The sequence below is a fragment of the Streptococcus mitis genome (genome assembly GCF_016658865.1).
Taxonomy (GTDB): domain Bacteria; phylum Bacillota; class Bacilli; order Lactobacillales; family Streptococcaceae; genus Streptococcus; species Streptococcus mitis_BT.
In genome coordinates, this window is sequence record NZ_CP067992.1 from 999,145 (window position 1) to 1,020,785 (window position 21,641).

The 21,641-nt window shown below is 38.8% G+C and carries 21 protein-coding genes and 1 pseudogene; 10 read left to right on the top strand and 12 right to left on the bottom strand.

Going from position 1 to position 21,641, the window contains the following annotated elements; genetic code table 11:
* Positions 1–136 precede the first annotated feature (136 nt).
* The 9 genes from ylqF (at position 137) to xerS (ending at position 7,551) form a co-directional block, all read left to right on the top strand.
* Complete coding sequence (gene ylqF / locus JJN14_RS04905) at positions 137–988, top strand: ribosome biogenesis GTPase YlqF (protein ID WP_033683581.1); 852 nt, start codon at positions 137–139, stop codon at positions 986–988.
* Positions 975–1,754: a ribonuclease HII gene (locus JJN14_RS04910; protein WP_201059104.1), complete on the top strand. Its 780-nt coding sequence runs from the start codon at positions 975–977 to the stop codon at positions 1,752–1,754. Before ylqF ends, JJN14_RS04910 begins: the two co-directional genes overlap by 14 nt.
* 16 nt (positions 1,755–1,770) lie before the next feature.
* Entirely contained in the window at positions 1,771–3,321 is a 1,551-nt protein-coding gene (locus JJN14_RS04915) for a ClC family H(+)/Cl(-) exchange transporter (protein ID WP_201059105.1), read from the top strand.
* A gap of 255 nt (positions 3,322–3,576) precedes the next feature.
* Positions 3,577–3,828 carry a hypothetical protein gene (locus JJN14_RS04920; protein ID WP_416069292.1) on the top strand — a complete coding sequence of 84 codons (252 nt, stop codon included), beginning with the start codon at positions 3,577–3,579 and terminating at the stop codon, positions 3,826–3,828.
* Positions 3,829–4,021: 193 nt separating this feature from the next.
* Positions 4,022–4,444, top strand: a complete 423-nt coding sequence (locus tag JJN14_RS04925; protein WP_201059106.1) for a hypothetical protein — start codon at positions 4,022–4,024, stop codon at positions 4,442–4,444.
* Positions 4,444–5,697, top strand: coding sequence for a hypothetical protein (locus JJN14_RS04930; protein ID WP_201059107.1), 1,254 nt, complete (start codon positions 4,444–4,446; stop codon positions 5,695–5,697). The genes JJN14_RS04925 and JJN14_RS04930 overlap by 1 nt, the downstream gene beginning before the upstream one ends.
* Positions 5,679–6,071 carry a hypothetical protein gene (locus JJN14_RS04935; RefSeq protein ID WP_201059108.1) on the top strand — a complete coding sequence of 131 codons (393 nt, stop codon included), beginning with the start codon at positions 5,679–5,681 and terminating at the stop codon, positions 6,069–6,071. Before JJN14_RS04930 ends, JJN14_RS04935 begins: the two co-directional genes overlap by 19 nt.
* Entirely contained in the window at positions 6,052–6,342 is a 291-nt protein-coding gene (locus JJN14_RS04940; protein ID WP_201059109.1) for a hypothetical protein, read from the top strand. The genes JJN14_RS04935 and JJN14_RS04940 overlap by 20 nt, the downstream gene beginning before the upstream one ends.
* A gap of 138 nt (positions 6,343–6,480) precedes the next feature.
* Positions 6,481–7,551 (top strand): tyrosine recombinase XerS, encoded by a 1,071-nt coding sequence (xerS, locus tag JJN14_RS04945; protein WP_172930548.1) that lies wholly within the window; start codon positions 6,481–6,483, stop codon positions 7,549–7,551.
* Between the two features lie 75 nt (positions 7,552–7,626).
* Here the strand turns inward: xerS and JJN14_RS04950 are convergent, their stop codons facing one another.
* The 10 genes from JJN14_RS04950 to JJN14_RS04995 all read right to left on the bottom strand — a co-directional run bounded on the left by JJN14_RS04950 (position 7,627) and on the right by JJN14_RS04995 (position 18,672).
* Positions 7,627–8,616: a lipoate--protein ligase gene (locus tag JJN14_RS04950; protein WP_000873999.1), complete on the bottom strand. Its 990-nt coding sequence runs from the start codon at positions 8,614–8,616 to the stop codon at positions 7,627–7,629.
* Between the two features lie 59 nt (positions 8,617–8,675).
* Entirely contained in the window at positions 8,676–10,379 is a 1,704-nt protein-coding gene (gene lpdA / locus JJN14_RS04955; RefSeq protein ID WP_265342531.1) for a dihydrolipoyl dehydrogenase, read from the bottom strand.
* Positions 10,380–10,424: 45 nt separating this feature from the next.
* Positions 10,425–11,468, bottom strand: a complete 1,044-nt coding sequence (locus JJN14_RS04960; RefSeq protein WP_201059110.1) for a dihydrolipoamide acetyltransferase — start codon at positions 11,466–11,468, stop codon at positions 10,425–10,427.
* A gap of 507 nt (positions 11,469–11,975) precedes the next feature.
* The gene (locus JJN14_RS04965; protein ID WP_000448714.1) at positions 11,976–12,968 is read right to left on the bottom strand and encodes an alpha-ketoacid dehydrogenase subunit beta; all 993 of its coding nucleotides are present in this window, start codon (positions 12,966–12,968) and stop codon (positions 11,976–11,978) included.
* A gap of 15 nt (positions 12,969–12,983) precedes the next feature.
* A complete protein-coding gene (locus JJN14_RS04970) occupies positions 12,984–13,952 on the bottom strand; it encodes a thiamine pyrophosphate-dependent dehydrogenase E1 component subunit alpha (RefSeq protein WP_201059111.1) in 969 nt (322 codons plus the stop codon).
* A gap of 154 nt (positions 13,953–14,106) precedes the next feature.
* Positions 14,107–15,468, bottom strand: coding sequence for a sodium-coupled multidrug efflux MATE transporter PdrM (gene pdrM / locus JJN14_RS04975; protein WP_201059112.1), 1,362 nt, complete (start codon positions 15,466–15,468; stop codon positions 14,107–14,109).
* Between the two features lie 41 nt (positions 15,469–15,509).
* A complete protein-coding gene (locus JJN14_RS04980; RefSeq protein WP_201059113.1) occupies positions 15,510–16,778 on the bottom strand; it encodes a dihydroorotase in 1,269 nt (422 codons plus the stop codon).
* A gap of 12 nt (positions 16,779–16,790) precedes the next feature.
* Positions 16,791–17,255 (bottom strand): NUDIX hydrolase, encoded by a 465-nt coding sequence (locus JJN14_RS04985; protein WP_001135768.1) that lies wholly within the window; start codon positions 17,253–17,255, stop codon positions 16,791–16,793.
* A gap of 9 nt (positions 17,256–17,264) precedes the next feature.
* Positions 17,265–17,918 carry a uracil-DNA glycosylase gene (locus JJN14_RS04990; RefSeq protein ID WP_201059114.1) on the bottom strand — a complete coding sequence of 218 codons (654 nt, stop codon included), beginning with the start codon at positions 17,916–17,918 and terminating at the stop codon, positions 17,265–17,267.
* 61 nt (positions 17,919–17,979) lie between these two features.
* Positions 17,980–18,672, bottom strand: coding sequence for a YjjG family noncanonical pyrimidine nucleotidase (locus tag JJN14_RS04995; protein ID WP_201057996.1), 693 nt, complete (start codon positions 18,670–18,672; stop codon positions 17,980–17,982).
* 156 nt (positions 18,673–18,828) lie between these two features.
* Between JJN14_RS04995 and JJN14_RS05000 the strand changes: the two are divergent.
* Positions 18,829–19,023, top strand: a pseudogene (locus tag JJN14_RS05000) (DUF5960 family protein); the annotation flags it as partial.
* 40 nt (positions 19,024–19,063) lie between these two features.
* On the opposite strand, the gene JJN14_RS05005 reads toward JJN14_RS05000, so the two are convergent.
* Together JJN14_RS05005 and JJN14_RS05010 are read right to left on the bottom strand one after the other, a co-directional pair.
* Positions 19,064–19,642 (bottom strand): hypothetical protein, encoded by a 579-nt coding sequence (locus JJN14_RS05005; protein ID WP_201057997.1) that lies wholly within the window; start codon positions 19,640–19,642, stop codon positions 19,064–19,066.
* A 35-nt stretch (positions 19,643–19,677) separates the two neighbouring features.
* Entirely contained in the window at positions 19,678–21,447 is a 1,770-nt protein-coding gene (locus tag JJN14_RS05010; protein WP_201057998.1) for a DUF262 domain-containing protein, read from the bottom strand.
* Between the last annotated feature and the right edge of the window lie 194 nt (positions 21,448–21,641).

Here is a 21,641-nt window from a genome sequence, read left to right on the forward strand (position 1 = left end):
TGAATTTGAAATCAGTCTTCCTTTAAAAAGTAGCTATTACAAACAAAAGCTTATGCAAAAAAGAATAATTTATGATAGAATAGAGGATAAGAAAGAAAACGTTTTTACAATCTTTTTAATCCGAAGGAGATATATTATGGCTACTATTCAATGGTTTCCTGGTCACATGTCTAAAGCTCGTCGACAAGTGCAGGAGAATTTAAAATTTGTTGATTTTGTGACTATTTTGGTTGATGCACGCTTACCTCTATCTAGTCAAAATCCTATGTTGACCAAGATTGTTGGTGACAAACCAAAACTCTTGATTTTAAACAAGGCGGACTTGGCTGATCCAGCAATGACCAAGGAATGGCGTCAGTATTTTGAATCACAGGGAATCCAGACGCTGGCTATCAACTCCAAAGAGCAAGTGACTGTAAAAGTCGTAACAGATGCTGCCAAAAAACTCATGGCTGATAAGATTGCTCGCCAGAAAGAACGTGGTATCAAGATTGAAACCTTGCGTACCATGATTATCGGGATTCCAAACGCGGGCAAATCAACTCTCATGAATCGTTTGGCAGGCAAGAAGATTGCTGTTGTCGGCAACAAACCAGGGGTTACCAAAGGGCAACAATGGCTAAAAACCAATAAAGATCTTGAAATTCTAGACACGCCAGGAATTCTCTGGCCTAAGTTTGAGGATGAAACTGTTGCGCTTAAGTTGGCCTTAACGGGAGCTATCAAAGACCAGTTGCTTCCTATGGATGAGGTGACTATTTTTGGTATCAATTATTTCAAAGAACATTATCCAGAAAAGCTGGCTGAACGCTTCAAACAAATGAAAATTGAAGAAGAAGCGCCTGTTATTATTATGGATATGACCCGCGCTCTCGGTTTCCGTGATGACTATGATCGTTTTTACAGTCTCTTTGTGAAGGAAGTCCGCGATGGTAAACTCGGTAACTATACCTTAGATACATTGGATGACCTCGATGGCGACGATTAAAGAAATCAAAGAACTCCTTGCAACAGTCAAGGACTTAAATAACCCTATTTTTTTAGAACTCGAGCAGGATAATCGCTCTGGGGTTAAAAAAGAAATCAGCAAACGTAAAAAAGCCATTCAGGCTGAATTGGATGAAAATTTGCGTTTGGAATCCATGCTTTCCTATGAAAAAGAACTTTATAAGCAAGGATCGACCTTAATTGCAGGTGTTGATGAGGTTGGTCGTGGTCCTCTTGCTGGGCCAGTAGTTGCTGCAGCCGTTATCTTACCTAAAAATTGTAAGATTATAGGTCTCAACGACAGCAAGAAAATTCCTAAAAAGAAACATCTAGAAATTTATCAAGCAGTTCAAGACCAAGCCTTGTCAATCGGAATTGGTATAATGGATAATAGTGTCATAGACCAAGTCAATATCTATGAAGCGACCAAACTGGCCATGCAGGAAGCAATCTCTCAGCTCAGTCCTCAACCAGAACACCTTTTGATAGATGCCATGAAACTGGATTTGCCCATTTCACAAACTTCCATCATCAAAGGTGATGCTAATTCCCTCTCCATTGCAGCGGCTTCTATAGTAGCCAAGGTGACACGTGATGAATTAATGAAGGAATACGATCAGCAGTTCCCTGGCTATGATTTTGCTGCTAATGCAGGTTATGGAACAGCTAAACACTTGGAAGGACTGAAAAAACTAGGAGTTACCCCAATTCATCGAACCAGCTTTGAACCCGTTAAATCACTGGTTTCAGGAGAAAAAGAAAGTTAAGTTAGAAGGAATGATTATGGAGGAACAGTCAGAAACACTCAGTTCCAAGAAAGAATTTGCCTTTGCCTCAAGCACCATATTATCCCAAGTTGGACGAGGTATCATTGTTGGTCTCGTCGTAGGACTCATCGTCGGATCCTTTCGTTTTTCAATCGAAAAAGGCTTCCACCTGATACAAGGACTTTATCAAGATCAAGCGCACCTAGTGCGCAATCTTTTTATCATTGGTCTATTTTATTTAATAGTTTGTTGGGTCAGTGCGAAATTAACTCGATCAGAAAAAGACATAAAAGGCTCAGGAATTCCTCAAGTTGAAGCCGAATTAAAGGGACTGATGACCCTCAACTGGTGGGGCGTACTTTGGAAAAAATATATTCTAGGAATTTTGGCTATTGCAAGTGGCCTTATGCTGGGGCGTGAAGGGCCAAGTATTCAACTCGGAGCGGTTGGCGGTAAAGGAATTGCTAAATGGCTCAAATCCAGTCCAGTAGAGGAACGTTCTCTTATTGCTAGTGGAGCTGCAGCGGGTTTAGCCGCAGCCTTTAATGCTCCGATTGCAGGACTTCTCTTTGTGGTAGAAGAAGTTTATCACCATTTTTCCCGATTTTTCTGGGTCTCAACGCTAGCAGCCAGTCTCGTAGCAAACTTTGTCTCTTTGCTCATATTTGGTCTAACACCCGTACTGGATATGCCAGATAATATCCCACTCATGACCCTGGATCAGTATTGGATTTACCTCCTCATGGGAATTTTTCTAGGACTTTCTGGTTTTCTTTATGAAAAAGCTGTACTCAATGTTGGTAGAGTTTATGACTGGCTTGGTCAAAAAATCCATTTAGATAGAGTTTATTATCCAATTCTGGCTTTCATTCTCATCATACCGGTCGGGATTTTCTTGCCACAAATCCTTGGTGGTGGAAATCAGCTGGTTCTTTCCTTAACTGAGCAAAATTTTAGTTTCCAAATTCTATTAGCTTACTTTTTAATTCGCTTTGTTTGGAGCATGATTAGCTATGGAAGTGGCCTTCCAGGAGGAATTTTCCTACCAATTCTGGCGCTAGGTTCCTTACTTGGTGCCCTAGTTGGTGTCATTTGTGTGAATATTGGACTTGTCAGTCAGGAGCAATTCCCTATATTTGTTATTCTAGGAATGAGTGGCTATTTTGGAGCAATATCTAAAGCTCCCTTAACTGCCATGATTCTGGTAACCGAGATGGTAGGCGACATTCGCAACCTCATGCCACTTGGCTTAGTAACCCTAGTTGCCTATATCATTATGGACCTGCTCAAGGGTGCGCCAGTCTATGAGGCTATGTTGGAAAAAATGTTACCAGAAGAAGCGACAGATGAAGGAGAAGTCACTCTCATTGAAATTCCTGTATCTGACAAAATCGCTGGAAAACAAGTACACGAGCTCAACTTACCACATAACATCCTCATCACAACCCAAGTCCATAATGGCAAGAGCCAAACAGTTAACGGCTCAACCAGAATGTATCTCGGAGATATGATTCACCTAGTTATTCCAAAAAGTGAAATTGGGAAAGTCAAAGATTTGTTATTGTAGAAGTTTTTACATAATTTATGTTATGTGAAAACGAATTTCTTAATTAATACACTAGAAAACCGATTCTCAGCAATGAGGTCGGTTTTTTCTTGTTAGAAATATTATAATATGTTATAAAAAATGATTAAATTATTCTAGGTTATAGTATAATGAGAAAAGGAGAAAAGCTTAAATGAACAATTCCAGCAATAAAAAAGTCATAAAAGGCTACTAATCGTTTTGTTAGTTGCATTCATTACAGCAGGAGGTGTTTTTATGTTTAGTATGTTAGGGAAATCTCAAGAAGAACGTCGGAATAGAGAGTATGAAGTTAGTTTGGTTGAAACTTTAAAAGATAGTTATGAGGGTATTGAAGAAATTAGATTTTCTAATGCAAACTACACAAATCCGCCAGGAAGTTGGACTTGCGTAGTTGAACTATATTTTAATGAGAGAAGCATAAAATATAAAATTAATTATTCAAAAAAAGATAAACGTATTTCTGATGTATCTTTAGAGAGAGAATAAAAAAGAGGACCGTGAATTTTTAAATAGTCACTTGGGTAAGACTAGTAAACTCACAAAAATTATTTATTCAGATGGTTCAGAAGGAGAATATTAATGGTATACACTTATACTGATAAACAACTTAATGAATTAAATCACGGAAAAAATGTTTATAGTGTAAATTCTGAATATGCTGAGAGGAGTGGAGATAACAATGAGTAAAGACAGATTAAGAAAAAGCTATAAACCATTATTCATAGTTTTTCTACTCGCAACTATCACAGCAGGAGGTATATTTATGTTTAGCATGTTAGGGAAATCCCAAGAAGAGCGTCAAAATAGAGAATATGAAGTTAGTTTGGTAAATGCCTTGAAGAATTCTTATCAAGGGATAGAAGAAATCGAAATTTCCAATCCAACATATACGAACCCTCCTGGCGACTGGTCTTGTAAGGTTGATATTTTATTTGAAGATGGAGAAAAAATATTCTATGGAATTCCACATAACTTAGATGATAAAGAAAATTATAATGGTCGTATGACTTATGGACAGCGAGATTTCCTTAACCTAAGAAAAGGAATAACAACTAATACAGTTACGGTTACATACTCTAACAAAGAAAGAGGGGAGCAGTAATGGTATTTAATTATACTGATAAACAACTTAATGAATTAAACCACGGGAAGAATGTGTACAGTATCAATTCTGAATACGCTGAGAGAAATAATAAACCTTTGGTTACAGAAGCTCCTAATCCGAATCCTTCTTCATCTGATTTTGAAGAAACCAACACTATAACCACTTCAGACGGACAAGAATTCCGTGTCGTTGCAACTAAGTCTCACAAAGGAACTGGTTTTGATGGTTTGGCGGTTGCACCTATAGTCAACGGCAAACCGGATTATAAAAGTATAGCTGTGATTGCTGCAGGAACTGATCCAGGGAGTCGCACTAAGGTTGATGTTTCCACTGCCATTATTGAAAGAGAAACATCCTTATCTCCTCAATATTTTGTAGCAGATCGATTTGTAAAAGAAATTATGGAAGATCCTAGATATGAAGTCAGTCAACTATCTGGCTATTCACAAGGTTCCTACATGCTGAAAGTAGGAGCTAAATATCATATTCCAACTACAACTTTTAACGCTTGGTTCACTTATCTATCACTTTCTAACGAGGAAAAAGCATTTATTGATAAAAATCAGGCTATGTTTATAGATTATCGTAGAAAGTCTGATAATGTAGTAGTTATCAATGATTTCAATCACCCCGAATGGTTTAATAAGTCTTTCTTAAAAATGCCTGATACCATATACTGGCTTGATGGTAATAGCCATAAAATTGAAGACTGGGAGTTTGATCCAGTAACAGGTCAAGTTGTTGATGGTAAAGGTGGGAAACCCTTAATTAGTGGTGTTTATCGAGCTTATGCCAACAGTCTCCGAGGAATGGCTCATTATAAGGACTTGAAGTCAAAATGGTCATCAGGTGGTATTAGTAGCTCTGAGGAAATATACTTAGATGCAGCTCAAGGTTCTATCCTATCATCATCAATGGCTACGGCCGCAAGAACTGGAGCTGATGGAGTGAGCGCCTTAGCCAAGATTGCTAACCAAGAATTACAAGAAATTTGGTCAAAAATCGATTTTACAAGCTATACAGCCTTAGCTCCCTATGAAGTTGAAGCTCTTTTTGCTAGCCAAGGTATCACTCAAGCACAGTTTATCGATACTTTTCAGGCAGAAACGGATCAGATAGTCACTAAGATGAATGCTTCCGCCCAAGCATTTGAACAGTTAGATAAACAATTACAGGAAGTCATCGAAAAAACAGTAGCAACAGACACACAATTTGCTAAGGAGTTCAGACAATGGAAAGCAGAAATGTAAAATGGGATGCTTTTAGGCAAAAAGAGAGGGAAATTCTTAACCTCGAAGAACAATACTATCAGCAAAAGAAAAAGTTAGAGAAAAAGACACTAGAATTAGAGGAACGTTCTGCAAGATTAGAAAAGATCATGAACGAAGAAGCTGATAAAATGTACCTAGTATTAAGAAAGTTTTCATCACCAGCTGATTGTGTTAGAGAGTACTTTACAGACATAGAAAATTTGAGATATCATTCTAACCAAGTTTATAGAACTAATGAAATAAAACTGGAAGAAGAAAAAGAAAAAATAGATAAAGAATTTCGACAAAGAAAAAATATCTTAGATGAAGAATATCAAAAACTAAGGAGAAATTATGCAAGCACCAATGAATGAGTACTATACTGATGAAGAATACCAATACGCTCTAAAACAAATGTATCGCATGATGGAAAAAAATCGTATACTGGCTCAATGCCAATTGGCAAAGGTCGCTAAAAATCAAATAAAAGAAAGTTTTGACCAAAAGTCAAAAACAATTGCAAGAGATACTAAAGCAACAATAACAAGTATTAACAGCCAAATGGACACTGCAATACAAGGAAAAGTCCGCAAGAGTCTTGAAACAAAAATACCTAATATGTTAGTCAAGTATGATGATGTATAAAGAAGAATTTTTCGTATGGTTATATAGTTTTCTTTGCATCTATGTCCTCTATAACATCTTTCCGAAAAACTATAATTTTCTTGAAAAATATATACGTCTATGCTATACTACTTGTAGACTTAATTATGGAGAAAATACATGAAACGTGAGATTTTACTGGAACGAATCGACAAACTAAAACAAATCATGCCCTGGTATGTTCTGGAATACTATCAATCTAAGCTGGCTGTGCCCTACAGTTTTACAACCTTGTACGAATACCTCAAGGAATACGATCGATTTTTCAGCTGGGTTTTGGAGTCTGGTATATCAAACGCCGATAAAATGTCTAATATTCCTTTATCTGTCTTGGAAAATATGTCTAAGAAAGACATGGAAGCTTTTATCCTTTATCTACGTGAACGTCCTTTACTGAATGCTAATACAACAAAGCAAGGTGTCTCACAGACAACCATCAATCGTACTTTGTCAGCACTTTCTAGTCTTTATAAGTATTTGACTGAGGAAGTTGAAAACGATCAGGGAGAGCCTTATTTCTATCGTAATGTAATGAAGAAAGTTTCAACAAAGAAAAAGAAAGAAACTCTTGCTGCAAGAGCTGAAAACATCAAGCAAAAACTCTTTCTAGGTGATGAAACAGAAGGTTTCCTAACTTATATCGATCAAGAGTACCCACAACAGCTCTCAAATCGAGCTCTTTCATCATTTAATAAAAATAAAGAACGTGATTTGGCCATCATTGCCCTTCTCTTGGCATCTGGTGTCCGCTTATCTGAAGCTGTTAATCTGGATCTAAGAGACCTCAATCTCAAGATGATGGTTATTGATGTCACTCGAAAAGGGGGCAAACGTGACTCGGTCAATGTCGCGGCCTTTGCAAAACCTTATCTAGAGAATTATTTAGCCATTCGTAATCAACGCTATAAGACAGAAAAAACAGATACAGCCCTTTTTTTGACACTCTACAGAGGCGTTCCTAATCGTATCGATGCTTCCAGTGTGGAAAAGATGGTTGCTAAGTACTCTGAGGACTTCAAAGTGCGTGTAACACCTCATAAACTACGACATACCCTAGCAACTAGGCTCTATGATGCCACTAAATCGCAAGTTTTGGTCAGTCACCAGCTAGGACATGCCAGTACACAAGTCACTGACCTCTATACTCATATCGTCAATGATGAACAAAAGAATGCTCTAGATAGTCTATAAAATACATAAAATAAATTATGTAATATATGATTTTAAAAAAAGAAGCTGGTCATACAACCAACTTCTTTTTTCTTTTTATCCAACTACCGCTTCAGCAATTTCTTCACGGCTGATACCAGCGAAGTAGCGTGTAATATCAATGGTTTCTAGCGCCTTAAGGACATCTTCGCGTTCGTATTTCACCCCACGAAGAACATCTTCTACTGCAGCAACGTCTTCGATACCAAAGAAGTCACCATAAATCTTGATGTCTTGGATTTTTGATTCGACAACATTAGCAAAGACTTCGACTTTACCACTGGTGAATTTTGTCCCACGACGGACGTTAAATTCAGGTGATTTACCGTAGTTCCAGTCCCAAGTTCCAAACTTAGTATCCTTGATGCGATTGATTTCAGCCAATTCTTCTTCTGAAAAGACGTATTCAGTCATCTCTGGGTACTCTTTTTTCATGTATTCCAAGAGTAAATCACGGAATTCTTCAACTGTGATTTTTTCTGGCAATTCATTGACAATATTGGTTACACGAGCACGGACGGATTTGACACCTTTTGATTCAAATTTATCCTTTGAAACCTTGAGGGCGTTGGCTAAGACCGACAAATCGACGTCAAAGAGCAAGCAGCCGTGGTGCATGATACGGCCATTGATATAGGCTTGGGCATTTCCACAGAATTTCTTGCCATCAATCTCTAGGTCATTACGGCCTGTGAACTCAGCTTTAACACCGAGTTGAGCCAAGGTATTGATAACTGGAGTTGAGAAGCTCTTGAAGTCAAAGGCCTTATTTTCATCTTCTTTTGAAATGATCGTATAGTTGAGGTTATTTAAATCGTGATAAACGGCTCCACCACCACTGATACGGCGGACTACTTCAATGCCATTTTCACGAACATAATCACGGTTGATTTCTTCAATAGTGTTCTGGTGACGACCAACAATGATAGATGGTTTATTAATCCAAAGTAGGAAGATTTGATCCTCATCCAAAAGGTGTTTAAAGGCATATTCTTCCAAGGCGATATTAAAAGCAGTGTCGTTTGAATGATTAATAATGTATTTCATGAGATACCTTCTTATACGATAGAGACTGGAATAACCTTCCAGTCTAATCTATCTTTCTTTTATTTTTTCTTAGGTGAATGGATGGCCATTCCAAAAACATCTGCAAATGCTTCGTACATCACTTCAGAGTAGGTTGGGTGTCCGTGGATAGTTTTCAGCATTTCTTCAACAGTAATTTCCATTTCGATAATGCTCGATGCTTCGTTGATTAATTCTGCAGCTGCAGGACCGATGATATGAACACCAAGGATTTCTCCGTATTTCCTATCAGCAATAACTTTAACGAAACCTTGAGCTGCATCTGATGCAATGGCACGACCGTTAGCAGCAAAGTTGAACTTACCGATGGCAACATCGTATTTCTCACGGGCTTGTTCTTCGGTCAAACCTACTGCTGCTACTTCAGGAAGAGTATAGATGGCTGCAGGAGTCAAGTTCAGTTTGGCAACAGCATGATTTCCTTTAAGGGCATTTTCTGCGGCAACTTCCCCCATACGAAAAGCTGCGTGAGCCAACATCTTAGTACCGTTGATATCACCTGGTGCGTAAATACCTGGAACTGAAGTTTCCATATATTCGTTGACCTTGATACGACCACGATCCAATTCAAACTCAACATCGCCAATACCTTCAAGATCCGGCACACGACCGATTGAAAGAAGAGCTTTATTTGCGATGATATCGTCTTTTCCTTCAACCTTGATACGAAGTTGACCATTTTCCTCAATGATTTCTTGCAGTTTAGTCCCAGTCAAGATGGTCATTCCTTTACGCTCAAGGATCAAGCGAAGGTTCTTAGACACTTCGGCATCCATAGCTGGCACGATACGGTCCATCATTTCGATAACAGTTACTTTTGAACCAAATGTCATGAAGGCCTGACCAAGTTCGATACCGATAACTCCACCACCGATGATAACAAGGCTTTCTGGTACTTCATTCATTTCAAGAATGTCATCACTGGTCATCACAAGTGAAGATTCCATACCTGGAACATTGATCTTGCTGACTTTTGAACCACCAGCAAGGATGATTTTCTTGGTTTCAAGCAATTCAGAACCATTTACCAAGACATTCTTGTCTTTAGTGATAGTACCAATTCCCTTATGAACAGTAACTCCGTAGCTACGAAGAAGTCCTGCAACACCACCAACAAGAGTATTAACAACTTTAGATTTAGTTTCTAAAAGTTTTTCCATATCTACAGTGAAGTTTGGATTTTCGATGACGATACCACGGTTTGCGGCATGACCGATATTCTCGATGATTTCAGCGTTGTGAAGGTAGGTTTTGGTTGGAATACATCCACGGTTCAAGCAGGTTCCACCGAGTTCAGATTTCTCAACGAGGGCAACCTTACCGCCGAGTTGGGCAGCTTTAATGGCTGCAACATAACCAGCAGGACCTCCACCAATCACAACGATATCAAAAGCATCATCGCTCTTACCATCATCGTTTGAGGCACTTGCTGCAGGTGCTGGGCTAGCTTCTGGCGCTGCGGCTCCAGCTGTTGGGATATTTTCACCTTCTTCGCCAAGGTAACCGATAACTTCCGTTACAGGGACTGTTTCACCGTCCCCTTTAAGGATAGCAATCAAGTACCCATCTTCTTCGGCTTCCAATTCCATGCTGACTTTGTCAGTCATGATTTCTAAAAGTATTTCTCCTTCTTTTACAAATTCTCCGACTTTTTTATTCCATTGGACGATTTGTCCTTCTGTCATATCCACGCCGGCTTTTGGCATAATTACTTCTAAGGCCATGTCTTCCTTCCTTTATCTATATCTTAAAAATGAATACTCTTGCTCTTAAATCAACATTGAGATTGGGTTTTCAATCAACTCTTTCAAGTCCTTCATAAACTTAGCACCAGCCATACCATCTACGACACGGTGGTCAATGGTTAATCCTAGGCTCATGATAGGGCGAATCACAATTTCACCATTGACGACAACTGGCTTTTCAATTGTCGAACTGACACCAAGGATAGCTGAGTTTGGTTGGTTGATGATAGGACCAAAGGACTGAACGCCAAACATTCCCAAATTACTGATTGTGAAGGTTGAATTTTGCAGTTCGCTTGGAGCTAATTTACCATCCAAGGTACGGCCAATAACATCTTTGAAGGCTACAACCAGTTCTGAAAGACTCATCTTCTCAGCATTGTAAACAACAGGTGTCATCAATCCATTATCCATCCCAACTGCCATGGCAAGATTGACATAGTTGTGAGTGATAATGGTCTTGCCATCTTCTGTCAATGAAGCGTTGATATAAGGGTGTTTCATAAGAGTCTTAACAACAGCAAGTGAAAGAAGGTCTGTTACAGTAGTCTTCTTCCCAGTTGCTTCCATGATTGGCTCAAGAACCTTCTTACGAAGAGCCAACATTTCAGTCATATCAACTTCATAGTTGAGGGTGAAGGTTGGCGCAGTTAGGTAAGATTCAACCATGCGTTGGGCAATAACCTTACGCATTGGTGTCATTGGAATACGCTCAATCTCACCATAAGGAGTGATATTATCAGGAACCTCTTCCACTTTTTCAATCTGAGCAGGAGACTTGATGGTGTCGTTTTCGATATTTTCAGGAAGCAAGGCCAAAACATCCTTCTTCATGATTTTACCACGATGACCGGTTCCTTGAATCTCCTGCCAAGCAATGTTATGTTCGAGGGCAATTCGTTTTGCAAGTGGCGAAATGCGAACCACGTTTGTGTCTTTATAAGTTTCCACGTCTTCTTTGTGGACACGACCGTTTGCACCTGTGCCAGAAATGTCGTAGAGGTTGATCCCTAAATCATCCGCTAACTTTCTAGCCGCAGGAGTCGCTCTTAGCTTGTCATCAGCCATGACCTCTCCAATTCTATTTATGATACAAAGGGCGTTAAAAGCGACTGAAAAATAGGAAATCGACGATGGCTTCGATGAAGCCAAGGAGATTTATCTTTTTTCCGAGCTTTTAGCCCGTGTTCGAATATAAGATATTAAGGACTCAGAGGGCAATGAAAAAATAGGAGATTGACGATGTGTTCGATGAACACAAGGAAATCTATCTTTTTTTCGCAGACCTCCGTCCGAATTCAATTACATGATACTAAGGGCGTCAAAAGTCAAAGTGAAAATAGGAAACTTGACGAAGAAACTTTAGTTTCAAGGAAAGTTTATATTTTTCACACAGACTTTAGCCCGTGTTCAACTCTACAAGCAACTTGGATACAACACGTATCTCAAGTTGCTACGGTTGCCGCCATTACGCGGTCAACCTAGTAGACTTACTAAATCTTTCGTCGGTTATTATCAAACCAACTTTTCTTGTGAAAGATAACATTTAATTTACATAACTTATATTATGTAATTCTATTCTTTATTATATGTTTTACGGATGGCATCTTTGATGCTTTCAACTGTTGGAATCATTGCATTTTCTAGGTTTTGTGCATAAGGCATTGGCACATCTTCTCCTGCACAACGGCGGATTGGTGCATCTAGATAGTCAAATGCTTCCGATTCTGAAATAATAGCTGAAATTTCACCGATATAGCCACTTGTCTTGTGGGCATCGTTAACCAGAACAACCTTACCAGTCTTCTTAACTGAGTTAATGATGATGTCCTTATCAAGCGGAACAAGGGTACGTGGGTCCACAATTTCAACAGAAATTCCTTCTTCTGCTAATTCTTCAGCAGCTTGAACCACACGGCGAAGCATTTTTCCATAAGTAACAACTGTTACATCCGTACCTTCACGTTTGATTTCCCCAACTCCAAGTGGAATCGTGTAGTCTGGATCAACTGGCACTTCCCCTTTTTGGTTAAATTCTGACTTGTACTCAAGAATAATAACTGGGTTGTTATCACGGATAGAAGACTTGAGCAGTCCTTTCATGTCAGCAGGTGTACCTGGAGCCACAACCTTAAGTCCAGGGATATGAGTGAACCAAGACTCTAGAGATTGTGAGTGCTGGGCTGCAGAACCAACTCCGTTACCAGCTGCACAACGAACAGTCATTGGAACCTGACCTTTACCACCAAACATATAGCGTGTTTTAGCAGCTTGGTTGACGATATTGTCCATGGCAATAACCGAGAAGTCCATAAAGGTCATATCGACGATTGGACGAAGGCCTGTCATGGCTGCTCCTGCTGCTGCTCCCGAGATGGCAGCTTCAGAAATCGGACAGTCACGAACACGTTCTGGACCAAATTCTTCAAGCATTCCAACAGAAGTTCCGAAGTCTCCTCCGAAGACGCCGACGTCTTCTCCCATCAAGAACACATTTTCATCGCGACGCATTTCCTCAGACATAGCAAGGATAATGGTGTCACGGAAGGACATTGTTTTTGTTTCCATTTTATCTCTTTCTCCTTAGTCTGCGTAAATATCTTCAAATGCTGATTCAAGCGGTGGGAATGGACTTTCCTCTGCAAATTTAACAGAAGCTTCTACTGCTTCCTTGACTTGAGCTTGGATTTCTTCCAATTCTTCGGCACTTGCAATAGTGTTTTCAATGAGGTACTTGCGGAAGTTTTCGATTGGGTCTTTTTGTTTCCACAACTCTACTTCTTCGCGCGTGCGATATTTACCAGGGTCAGATGATGAGTGACCAAGCCAGCGATAAGTAACACTTTCGATCAAGACAGGACCATTCCCACCACGAACATGATCTACAGCTTTCTTAAATCCTTCATAGACATCGATGACATTGTTACCGTCTTCGATGAACATTCCAGGAATTCCGTAAGCAGCACTACGTTGATGGATATGCTCCACATTAGTCATTTTCTTGATATCCGCAGAGATACCGTAACCGTTGTTAATGCAATAGAAAATGACTGGTAGGTTCCAGATAGAAGCCATGTTCACTGCTTCGTGGAAAACACCTTCGTTAGTCGCACCATCACCAAAGAAGCAGACAACAATTTTTCCTGTATTCTGCATTTGCTGACTAAGGGCTGCACCGACAGCGATTCCCATACCACCCCCTACGATACCATTGGCACCAAGGTTACCAGCATCAAGGTCGGCAATATGCATAGATCCACCTTTACCTTTACAGGTCCCAGTGTATTTACCAAGGATTTCAGCCATCATTCCATTGAGGTCAATTCCTTTGGCAATAGCTTGTCCGTGACCACGGTGGTTTGAGGTAATTAGATCATCTGGATTGAGAGCCAACATAGCACCCACGTTAGCTGCCTCTTCTCCAACAGAAAAGTGCGTCATTCCTGGCACTTTCCCTTTCTTTACTAATTGCGCAATTTTTAAATCCATACGACGGATTTCTTCCATCTTACGGAACATTTCGAGCAAAAGATTTTTATCTAAAGTTGACATCTTCTTGCCTTTCTAACTTTCTTCTTACCTTACTATTTTACCGTTTTTGGAAAATACTGTCAAAGTTTTTCTAAAGAAAATTTCACAAAATAAAAAAGAAAATCCAATGAAAACAAGGGATTTCCTTATCAAGAGTATTTCTTCACAAACTTTTTTATCTTTTAGATTTTACTAAAGATTCAAATCTTTTCATAATTACAGTTAAACGCCAACGGTAGAGCGCCCCACTCACAATTAGACTAATAATCAAACCGATCCAGTAAGAATAAGCTCCAAAATCTGTCAGGGAATCGAAAATCATAGCCACTGGGATTGCTACACCCCAATAACCAACCAAACCAAGGTAAAAAGGAATAACTGTATCCTTATACCCCCGCAAAATTCCCTGAAGAGGTGCCGCAAAGGTATCTGCTAACTGGAAGAAAAGGCTGTAAGTCAAAAAGCGCGCTGTCAAATCGATAAATTCTGAGTCGTTACCATAAAGGCTGGCCACATTTCCCCTAAAAATGTAAAGGAAGGTTAAGGTGAAGGCCGCAAAAATGAGAGCTGCCCATCTTCCTAGACCAATATAGGTTTTCGCATCATCAAATCGCTTGGCTCCCACTTCATAGGAAACGACAATAGCCATAGCTGATGAGATACTCATAGGGAAGGCATACATGAGAGCTGAAAAATTCATAGCTGACTGGTGACTAGCAATAATCAAGGACGAGAACTTAGCCATAATCAAGCCAACCACAGAGAAGATAGCTACTTCCGCAAAGACAGTTCCCCCGATAGGTAGACCTAAACGAACCCCTTCTTTGATTTTATCCATATTAAGCGGAATGCGTTTCTCAAGATGTAAAGCTTTAAGCTTCTCCTGTTTAAATAAAACCAGAATAGAAATTCCCAGCAAGACCCAATAAGCCAAGGAAGTACCTAAACCAGAGCCCGCACCCCCTAATTCTGGAACACCAAAGGCTCCGAAAATCAAGAGATAGTTAAATCCACTATTGAGAGGAAGTAACAAAAGCATGAGGTACATGGACAGTTTGGTCAAGCCCAGCGAATCCAGCAAGGAACGAATGACACTAAAGAGCAACAAGGGGATAATCCCGATAGATAAAAACCAGAGATAACGAACCGCTACTGCCGCCACTGGAGCTTCTAACCCAATATGATTCAAGATTGGTGGTGCCAAGAAAAGTACCATCCCCAGCAAGACCACAGATAGACCCAAGGCCAAATAGATGAACTGGTAAAAATCAGATGTAACTTCTTCCTTTTTGCCTCGACCAAGATGGTGACCAATGATAGGTACCAAGGCTGACACAATTCCTGTTAGGAATGTAAAGAAAGGATTCCAGATACTGGTTGCCATAGACACACCAGCCAAGTCCATGGTATTGTATTGACCTGTCATAGTCGTATCAACAAAGGAGGCAGAATAATTTGCAAATTGATAAATCAGGATAGGGAAAAATATCTTTAAAAATAAGATAAATTTGTCTTTAAAATGATAGGTTTGATACATATAGTCTCTCTATTTTTCTAGTTTATAGAGCAGACTCCCACCTAGTTTTGATAGACAATTTGTCCCTTACAGATGGTATATTTAACCTGCCCTTTTAAGGTTTCACCGATGAATGGTGAATTAGCTGCTTTCGAAGCAAAATGGGAGTTCACAAGGCGGTCAGCCTTAGCATCAAAAATAGTGATGTCCGCTGGACCATTCTCAGCCAAGTAACCTGCTTCAAAGTTGTAAAGCTTGGCTGGGTTGTAGGTCATCTTTTCTAGTAATTCCATCAAGGTCAACTCCCCAGCTTCAACCAAATAAGTCAATCCGAGGGAAAGAGATGTTTCTAAGCCAGTCATGCCAGATGGTGCCTTGGTAATATCCTCAACGTTTTTTTCATCCGCATGGTGAGGCGCGTGGTCAGTTGCGATAACTGTGATGATGCCTGATTTGAGACCTTCGATAACAGCACGACGGTCTGATTCCAAACGAAGTGGCGGATTCATCTTAGCATTGCTTCCTTGTGTCAAAAGAAGTGCTTCTGTCTTAGAGAAATGCTGTGGCGCTACTTCTGCTGTTACTTGCGCTCCCAATCCTTGAGCAAACTCCACTACTTTAACACTTTCTTCCTTCGACAAATGCTGGATATGAACATGAGCCTTTGTTGCATAGGCAATCATGACATCACGCGCCATCATAGCATACTCAGCCACCCCAGTAGCACCGCAGATATGGAAATGTTCTTTAGCAATGTTTTCATTAAACCCAAGAACACCGTTCAATCCTGGATCTTCCTCATGGAGACTGATAAAGGTATTAAGTTTCTTAGCTTCTTCCATAGCTGCCTTAACCACTTTGCTGCTTTCAAGAGGAATACCGTCATCAGAGAAACCAACCGCACCTGCTTCTAAGAGTGCCTTAAAGTCAGTCAAATCTTGGCCATTAAAGTTCTTAGTAATGGTCGCAACTGTCTTGACATTGATTTTTTCCTTGGCAGCTGACTGGAGAACTTCTTTCAGGGTTTCTACATCTGAAATGGTTGGACTAGTATTAGCCATCATGACAACAGTTGTAAAACCACCTGCAGCGGCTGCTAAGGCACCAGTATGGATATCCTCCTTGTGGGTCTGACCAGGTTCACGGAAATGAACATGGATATCAACCAAGCCAGGAGCAACGACTAGACCAGTAGCATCAAGCACATCTGCTCCTTCTTCTTTGATTTCAGGCGCAATTTTGACAATTTTCCCATCTTGAACCAAAACATCACACACTTGGTCTAAACTAGACTTGGGATCCATAACACGACCATTTTTGATTAGTAGCATCTGCTTTCTCCTTTATTCATAGAAATCGACTTGGGTATCCAACAATTTATCCCCATCATAAACAAACTTGGCTGAAAAGAAGGGTTTGTCCTCTAAAAGCCACTCAACAAAGGTGTGGTCACCCTCCCAAGTTGGCTTGCTCAGAACTTCATCATAGGGAACCCATTCTAAGGTCCCCTCATTGCAGTCGATCAAGTCACCCTCAAACTCTGTCACCTTAAAAACATAGGTGTACCAGTCTAAATCTGGTGTAAATTCAGGAAAAGTGATGACGCCTTTTAGAACTGGCTTGGCTTTGAGCCCTGTTTCTTCGAGGATTTCACGCGCCGCGCATTCTTGAGGGGTCTCCCCTCGCTCTAGCTTACCACCCACACCAATCCATTTGCCTTCATGGACATCATTAGGCTTCTTATTGCGATGAAGCATGAGCAGTTCTTTCCCGTTATCAATGTAGCAAATCGTCGCTAACTGAGGCATATTCTCTCCTTATCTAAGCCAATCGATTGGCTCTTGTCCTGTCTCTTTTAAGAATGCATTGGCCTTGGAAAAAGGCTTGGAACCCCAAAATCCTCTATAAACTGATAAAGGACTGGGATGGGCTGATTCGATAATCAAGTGATGAGGATTGGTAACTAAGGCCTTCTTCTTACGTGCATAAGCTCCCCAGAGTACAAAAACAACTGGTCTATCTAGATGATTGACCACCTGAATCACAGCATCAGTAAAAGGCTCCCATATCTGACCGGCATGACCATTGGCCTGTCCAGCAGGAACCGTCAAACAAGCATTAAGAAGTAAGACTCCTTGCTCAGCCCAAGCTGTCAAATCATGGGATTTCTTAACGCCAAGATCATCTGACAATTCTTTCAAGATATTTTGCAAGGATGGCGGAGCTGGGATAGAGTCGGGTACAGAAAAACTCAAGCCCTGCGCTTGACCTGGCCCGTGATAGGGATCTTGCCCTAGAATCACCACCTTAACTTCTTCAAGCGGTGTTGTCAAGAGAGCCTGAAAAACCTTTTCTTTGGGCGGATAAATAGTCCCTTGAGAATAGACCTGATCCATAAACTGATTGATTTTCCCAAAATAACCTTCAGGTAATTGCTCCTTAATCAAAGCATGCCAAGATGAGTGTTGCATAGCCAACTCCTTCGTTTTTACTGCCTCTATTATAGCAAAAAGTGGCTTTCTAAACCACTTTTTACAGTTTATCTAAATAATCCAGCAAGTCTTGGTAAGAATGTACTTCGTAAGTCGGCTGAGCTTGTGTGTGATTTTCGAGGTGATGAGGATTGTACCAGATAGTGTCAATCCCAGCATTATTACCACCTTGAACGTCGGAGGTTAGGGAATCTCCAATCATCAGCGTCTTTTCTTTGCTAAAACCTACAATCTGTTGACCAATTTTTTCATAAAAGAGAGCATCAGGCTTTTGTGTTTGCAACTGTTCTGAGATAAAAACTTGATTGAAATAAGGTGCTAGACCAGATTGAGTCAAACGCCCTGTCTGAATGGCAGTAATGCCATTTGTCGCAGCATACAAGTCATAATCTCGCTCGATGAGGATATCCAAGAGTTCATGAGCGCCTGAAAAAGTTTGTCCCTGTTGAGCGAGGTAAAATTGGTAACGCTGGGCTAGAAAACTACCGTCTTTTTCCTGTCCAAAGTGAGCAAATAGACGAGAAAAGCGCGTGTTAACCAACTCTTGTTTACTGATTTTCTTTTGCTCTAAGTCCTTCCATAGAGCCTTGTTCATAGGAACATAATAGTCTTTATAAGCCTGAATATCTGTAACCCCTTCTTCTTTTAGGAGTTGCGTCAAAGCCACATCCTCAGCAGCATCAAAATCAAGAAATGTGTGGTCAAGGTCGAAAAGTAGAAATTTGTAGGACAATTTGAGAGTTTTCCTTTCTAGGAGATGTAAAATTTAATATTTTGTTCAAATATGTTTACATTATACCATAAAAATAGAACTCCCCTCTCTAGTTAAATACTATCATATTAGAACCAAAGGTAAATCATAATGCAGTTTGAACTTCATAGAAATGAATTTCAAACGGACGACATCATGCTTACCATGGCTAAATCTATGAAGAACTACTTCAAATTAAATAAAGAAAATGCCAAAGATCATCGTGATCACTACTTTATTTTTAATATTGAAACTGTGAAAGAAAGTAAGTTGACTAGGAAGTACTCCTATCAGAAAACTGTTACAAATATAAAGCAAGGAGCAAAAAACTGATTTGCTCCTTTTTATATCTGGAAATTTAATCCTCGCCTCCTTAAACAGCATCAGAACGATATATTGTTTTTTGTAGATTTAGATAATCCATCAAGTTAATAACTTTATTATTTTCTGCCACTTCTGAAATAGTATCAGTCTCAAATCCATTTGCTTGAGCAAATAGAATCGTATAATCATATACAAGATCAAACAACTCATCTATTTCAGAGTTTAGTTTCAAATAAAGTAGTTCTTTTTGATTGTCCTGTAAAAATTTTAAGAAATTATCAACCTCTTCTTCACTTACTTCTCCTTTTTGTGCTAATTGAATGAAATGAACTAGCTTTTCTATAAGTTTCTTTACAATCTTCTTATATCTATTTGAAATAAATGCATAATAACCAACACCACCAACAGCTAGAACAGTTGCACCAATAGCTGTTACTAGCACATATTTATTTTTTGCAAGGCCTTTAACGACCTGTTGAGCTGGTTCTCCTGCCTTTACTTCTTTTAGATGCTTTACTATATGGCCGGATGAATTTCTGATTATTGAACCATAACGTTTATAAATTCCAGAGTCTAATCCTTTCTGAATATTTAATGGAATTTCTATAGTAACTTGATTTAATGACATAATTATAACTTACCTCTTAATTCTATCGTTCTAGTTTATTCAAAAATAAAATCAGCAATTCGTTTAGCAGCTTTTTCTGTTACTACTTCAATGTCAGTTTTAGTCCAAGTGTCATTTACATAATTAACAAGAGATTTAGCTATTGGAAACTTACTACCTATATAGCCATGACCACTTGTGATTGTATTCTCTCTTTTTGTTCTAAACCAAGCATCTCCAATTCCACGATTAATTTCGGATTCAAGGAGAATTTTATTCCCCAATTTTTCAGCATAATCTCGGAATTCTTCTTGGCTTTCTAGTCCAGCATCTGACATAATATTTTCTCTATTCAAACCACTTTGCGGCATAATGTGTTCAATATCAATATTTCCATTTAAATTAAAGTCCATACCTTTTTCCAATGAAAATAGGAATTCATTTACATAAAGAATAGAATTTGAAACTCCACTTTCAGTCAAAGTTTGTTTAACATCTTCATAAACAAAATTAGTATGAATATGGTTCTTTATTTTTGAAATAAGTTCGTCGATTGAAATTGAATCGACTTGACTGTACATCAGATTAATTTCTTCTAGGAAGCCTTTAAAAAGTTTATGGCTATATGAGAGTTCAGATAATTCAATCAAAACTCCAAGTCTAAGTAAGTATTCCAGATATGTGTTGTCTTGTCTGAAAAATAAATAACTACTAACAAAAGGTCGTAAATTACCGTTTAATTTATTTATCAATTGACCATTGATAGTATCAGATACTCGTTCAAAATTATTTAAGATTGTATTTAGCTCAGTAGTAAACAGAACATCTTCATTCAATAGATGTTTATTTTTTGAGAAAAAGGCTCTTATACCAGGATTTCTTCGATCAGCACTGTTTTGTTCTGAAAGTTTTACGAAAATATAGTGAGTAATTAACGCATTTAAGTCTAATCTAGATGAATCTGTACGTTGTACAATTTCTTGCCAATTTTTTTCGAAGTTTTTCCTATCTGATGCGTTTGCGGTGGTCTTAGATACAATTACTTCAATTGGGGTCAATGGAACACCAGTCCCATTTAAGGAATTGAAAATATTTATTGCCTGATCAGTATTATAACTTGTAATGGTAATCACTTGGCAATTATCAATAAAGTGGTTAGCAAAATTGATAAGAGTAAAAACATTCAATTCGTTACACATATTGTAAAAATATCTAAAGTTTTTATAGAAGTTAGTATAGCGGTTGTCTTTCTGGCGACGATAGATTTGGTGAACTCTATCTTTAATAGATATAAAATCTTTACCTAGCAAGATAGTAGTCATCTCATTAGCATATTTTTCTGAAATCGAATGATTTAGATACTTTATTCTATCATCGCCAGGATAATACAGTCCATCAACGAAATCATCTTTTTCATCATCTGAAACATTGAAAAGCATTGTTACAATCTGCTCTTTAAGACCATTAAGACGTTTCACTAATCTGCGTGCATCAGTATCTAGAGTCGGTTGAAGTTCAAGCTCATTATCAATCTTCAATAAGATCGCCTTAAGAAGTAACATAAATGTCGTTGTTCTTTGTTGACCATCAATCAAGGTTACTTCATGATCTTCTCCAGATTCTTGAGCGATGAGAACTGCCCCAAAGAAATAATTGTCTTGGGAAGTATCATCGAAATTTTCCATATGAAGATTAATATCTTCAATGAGTTGTTCACATTGTGGTACTTGCCAAGCATAAGGTCTCTGATAGGTAGGAATATAAAATTCTGATTTTTCAAAATAAGATTTTACTGTTTGTAAGGCTGGTTGAATATCGTTTCTCATTTAGATTCTCCAATAATATTTTCTAATGGTATTATATCACGAAAACGCTAACAATTAAACACAAACTATATCCGAACTATCTAACGATTTAATTCCCTTTTAACGATTACATCTTTGGAATGTTAACAAGTTATACCATTATAATTTGAAATCTATCTATACCCTAAATAATACCAAAAAGCCTTCAAATTTTT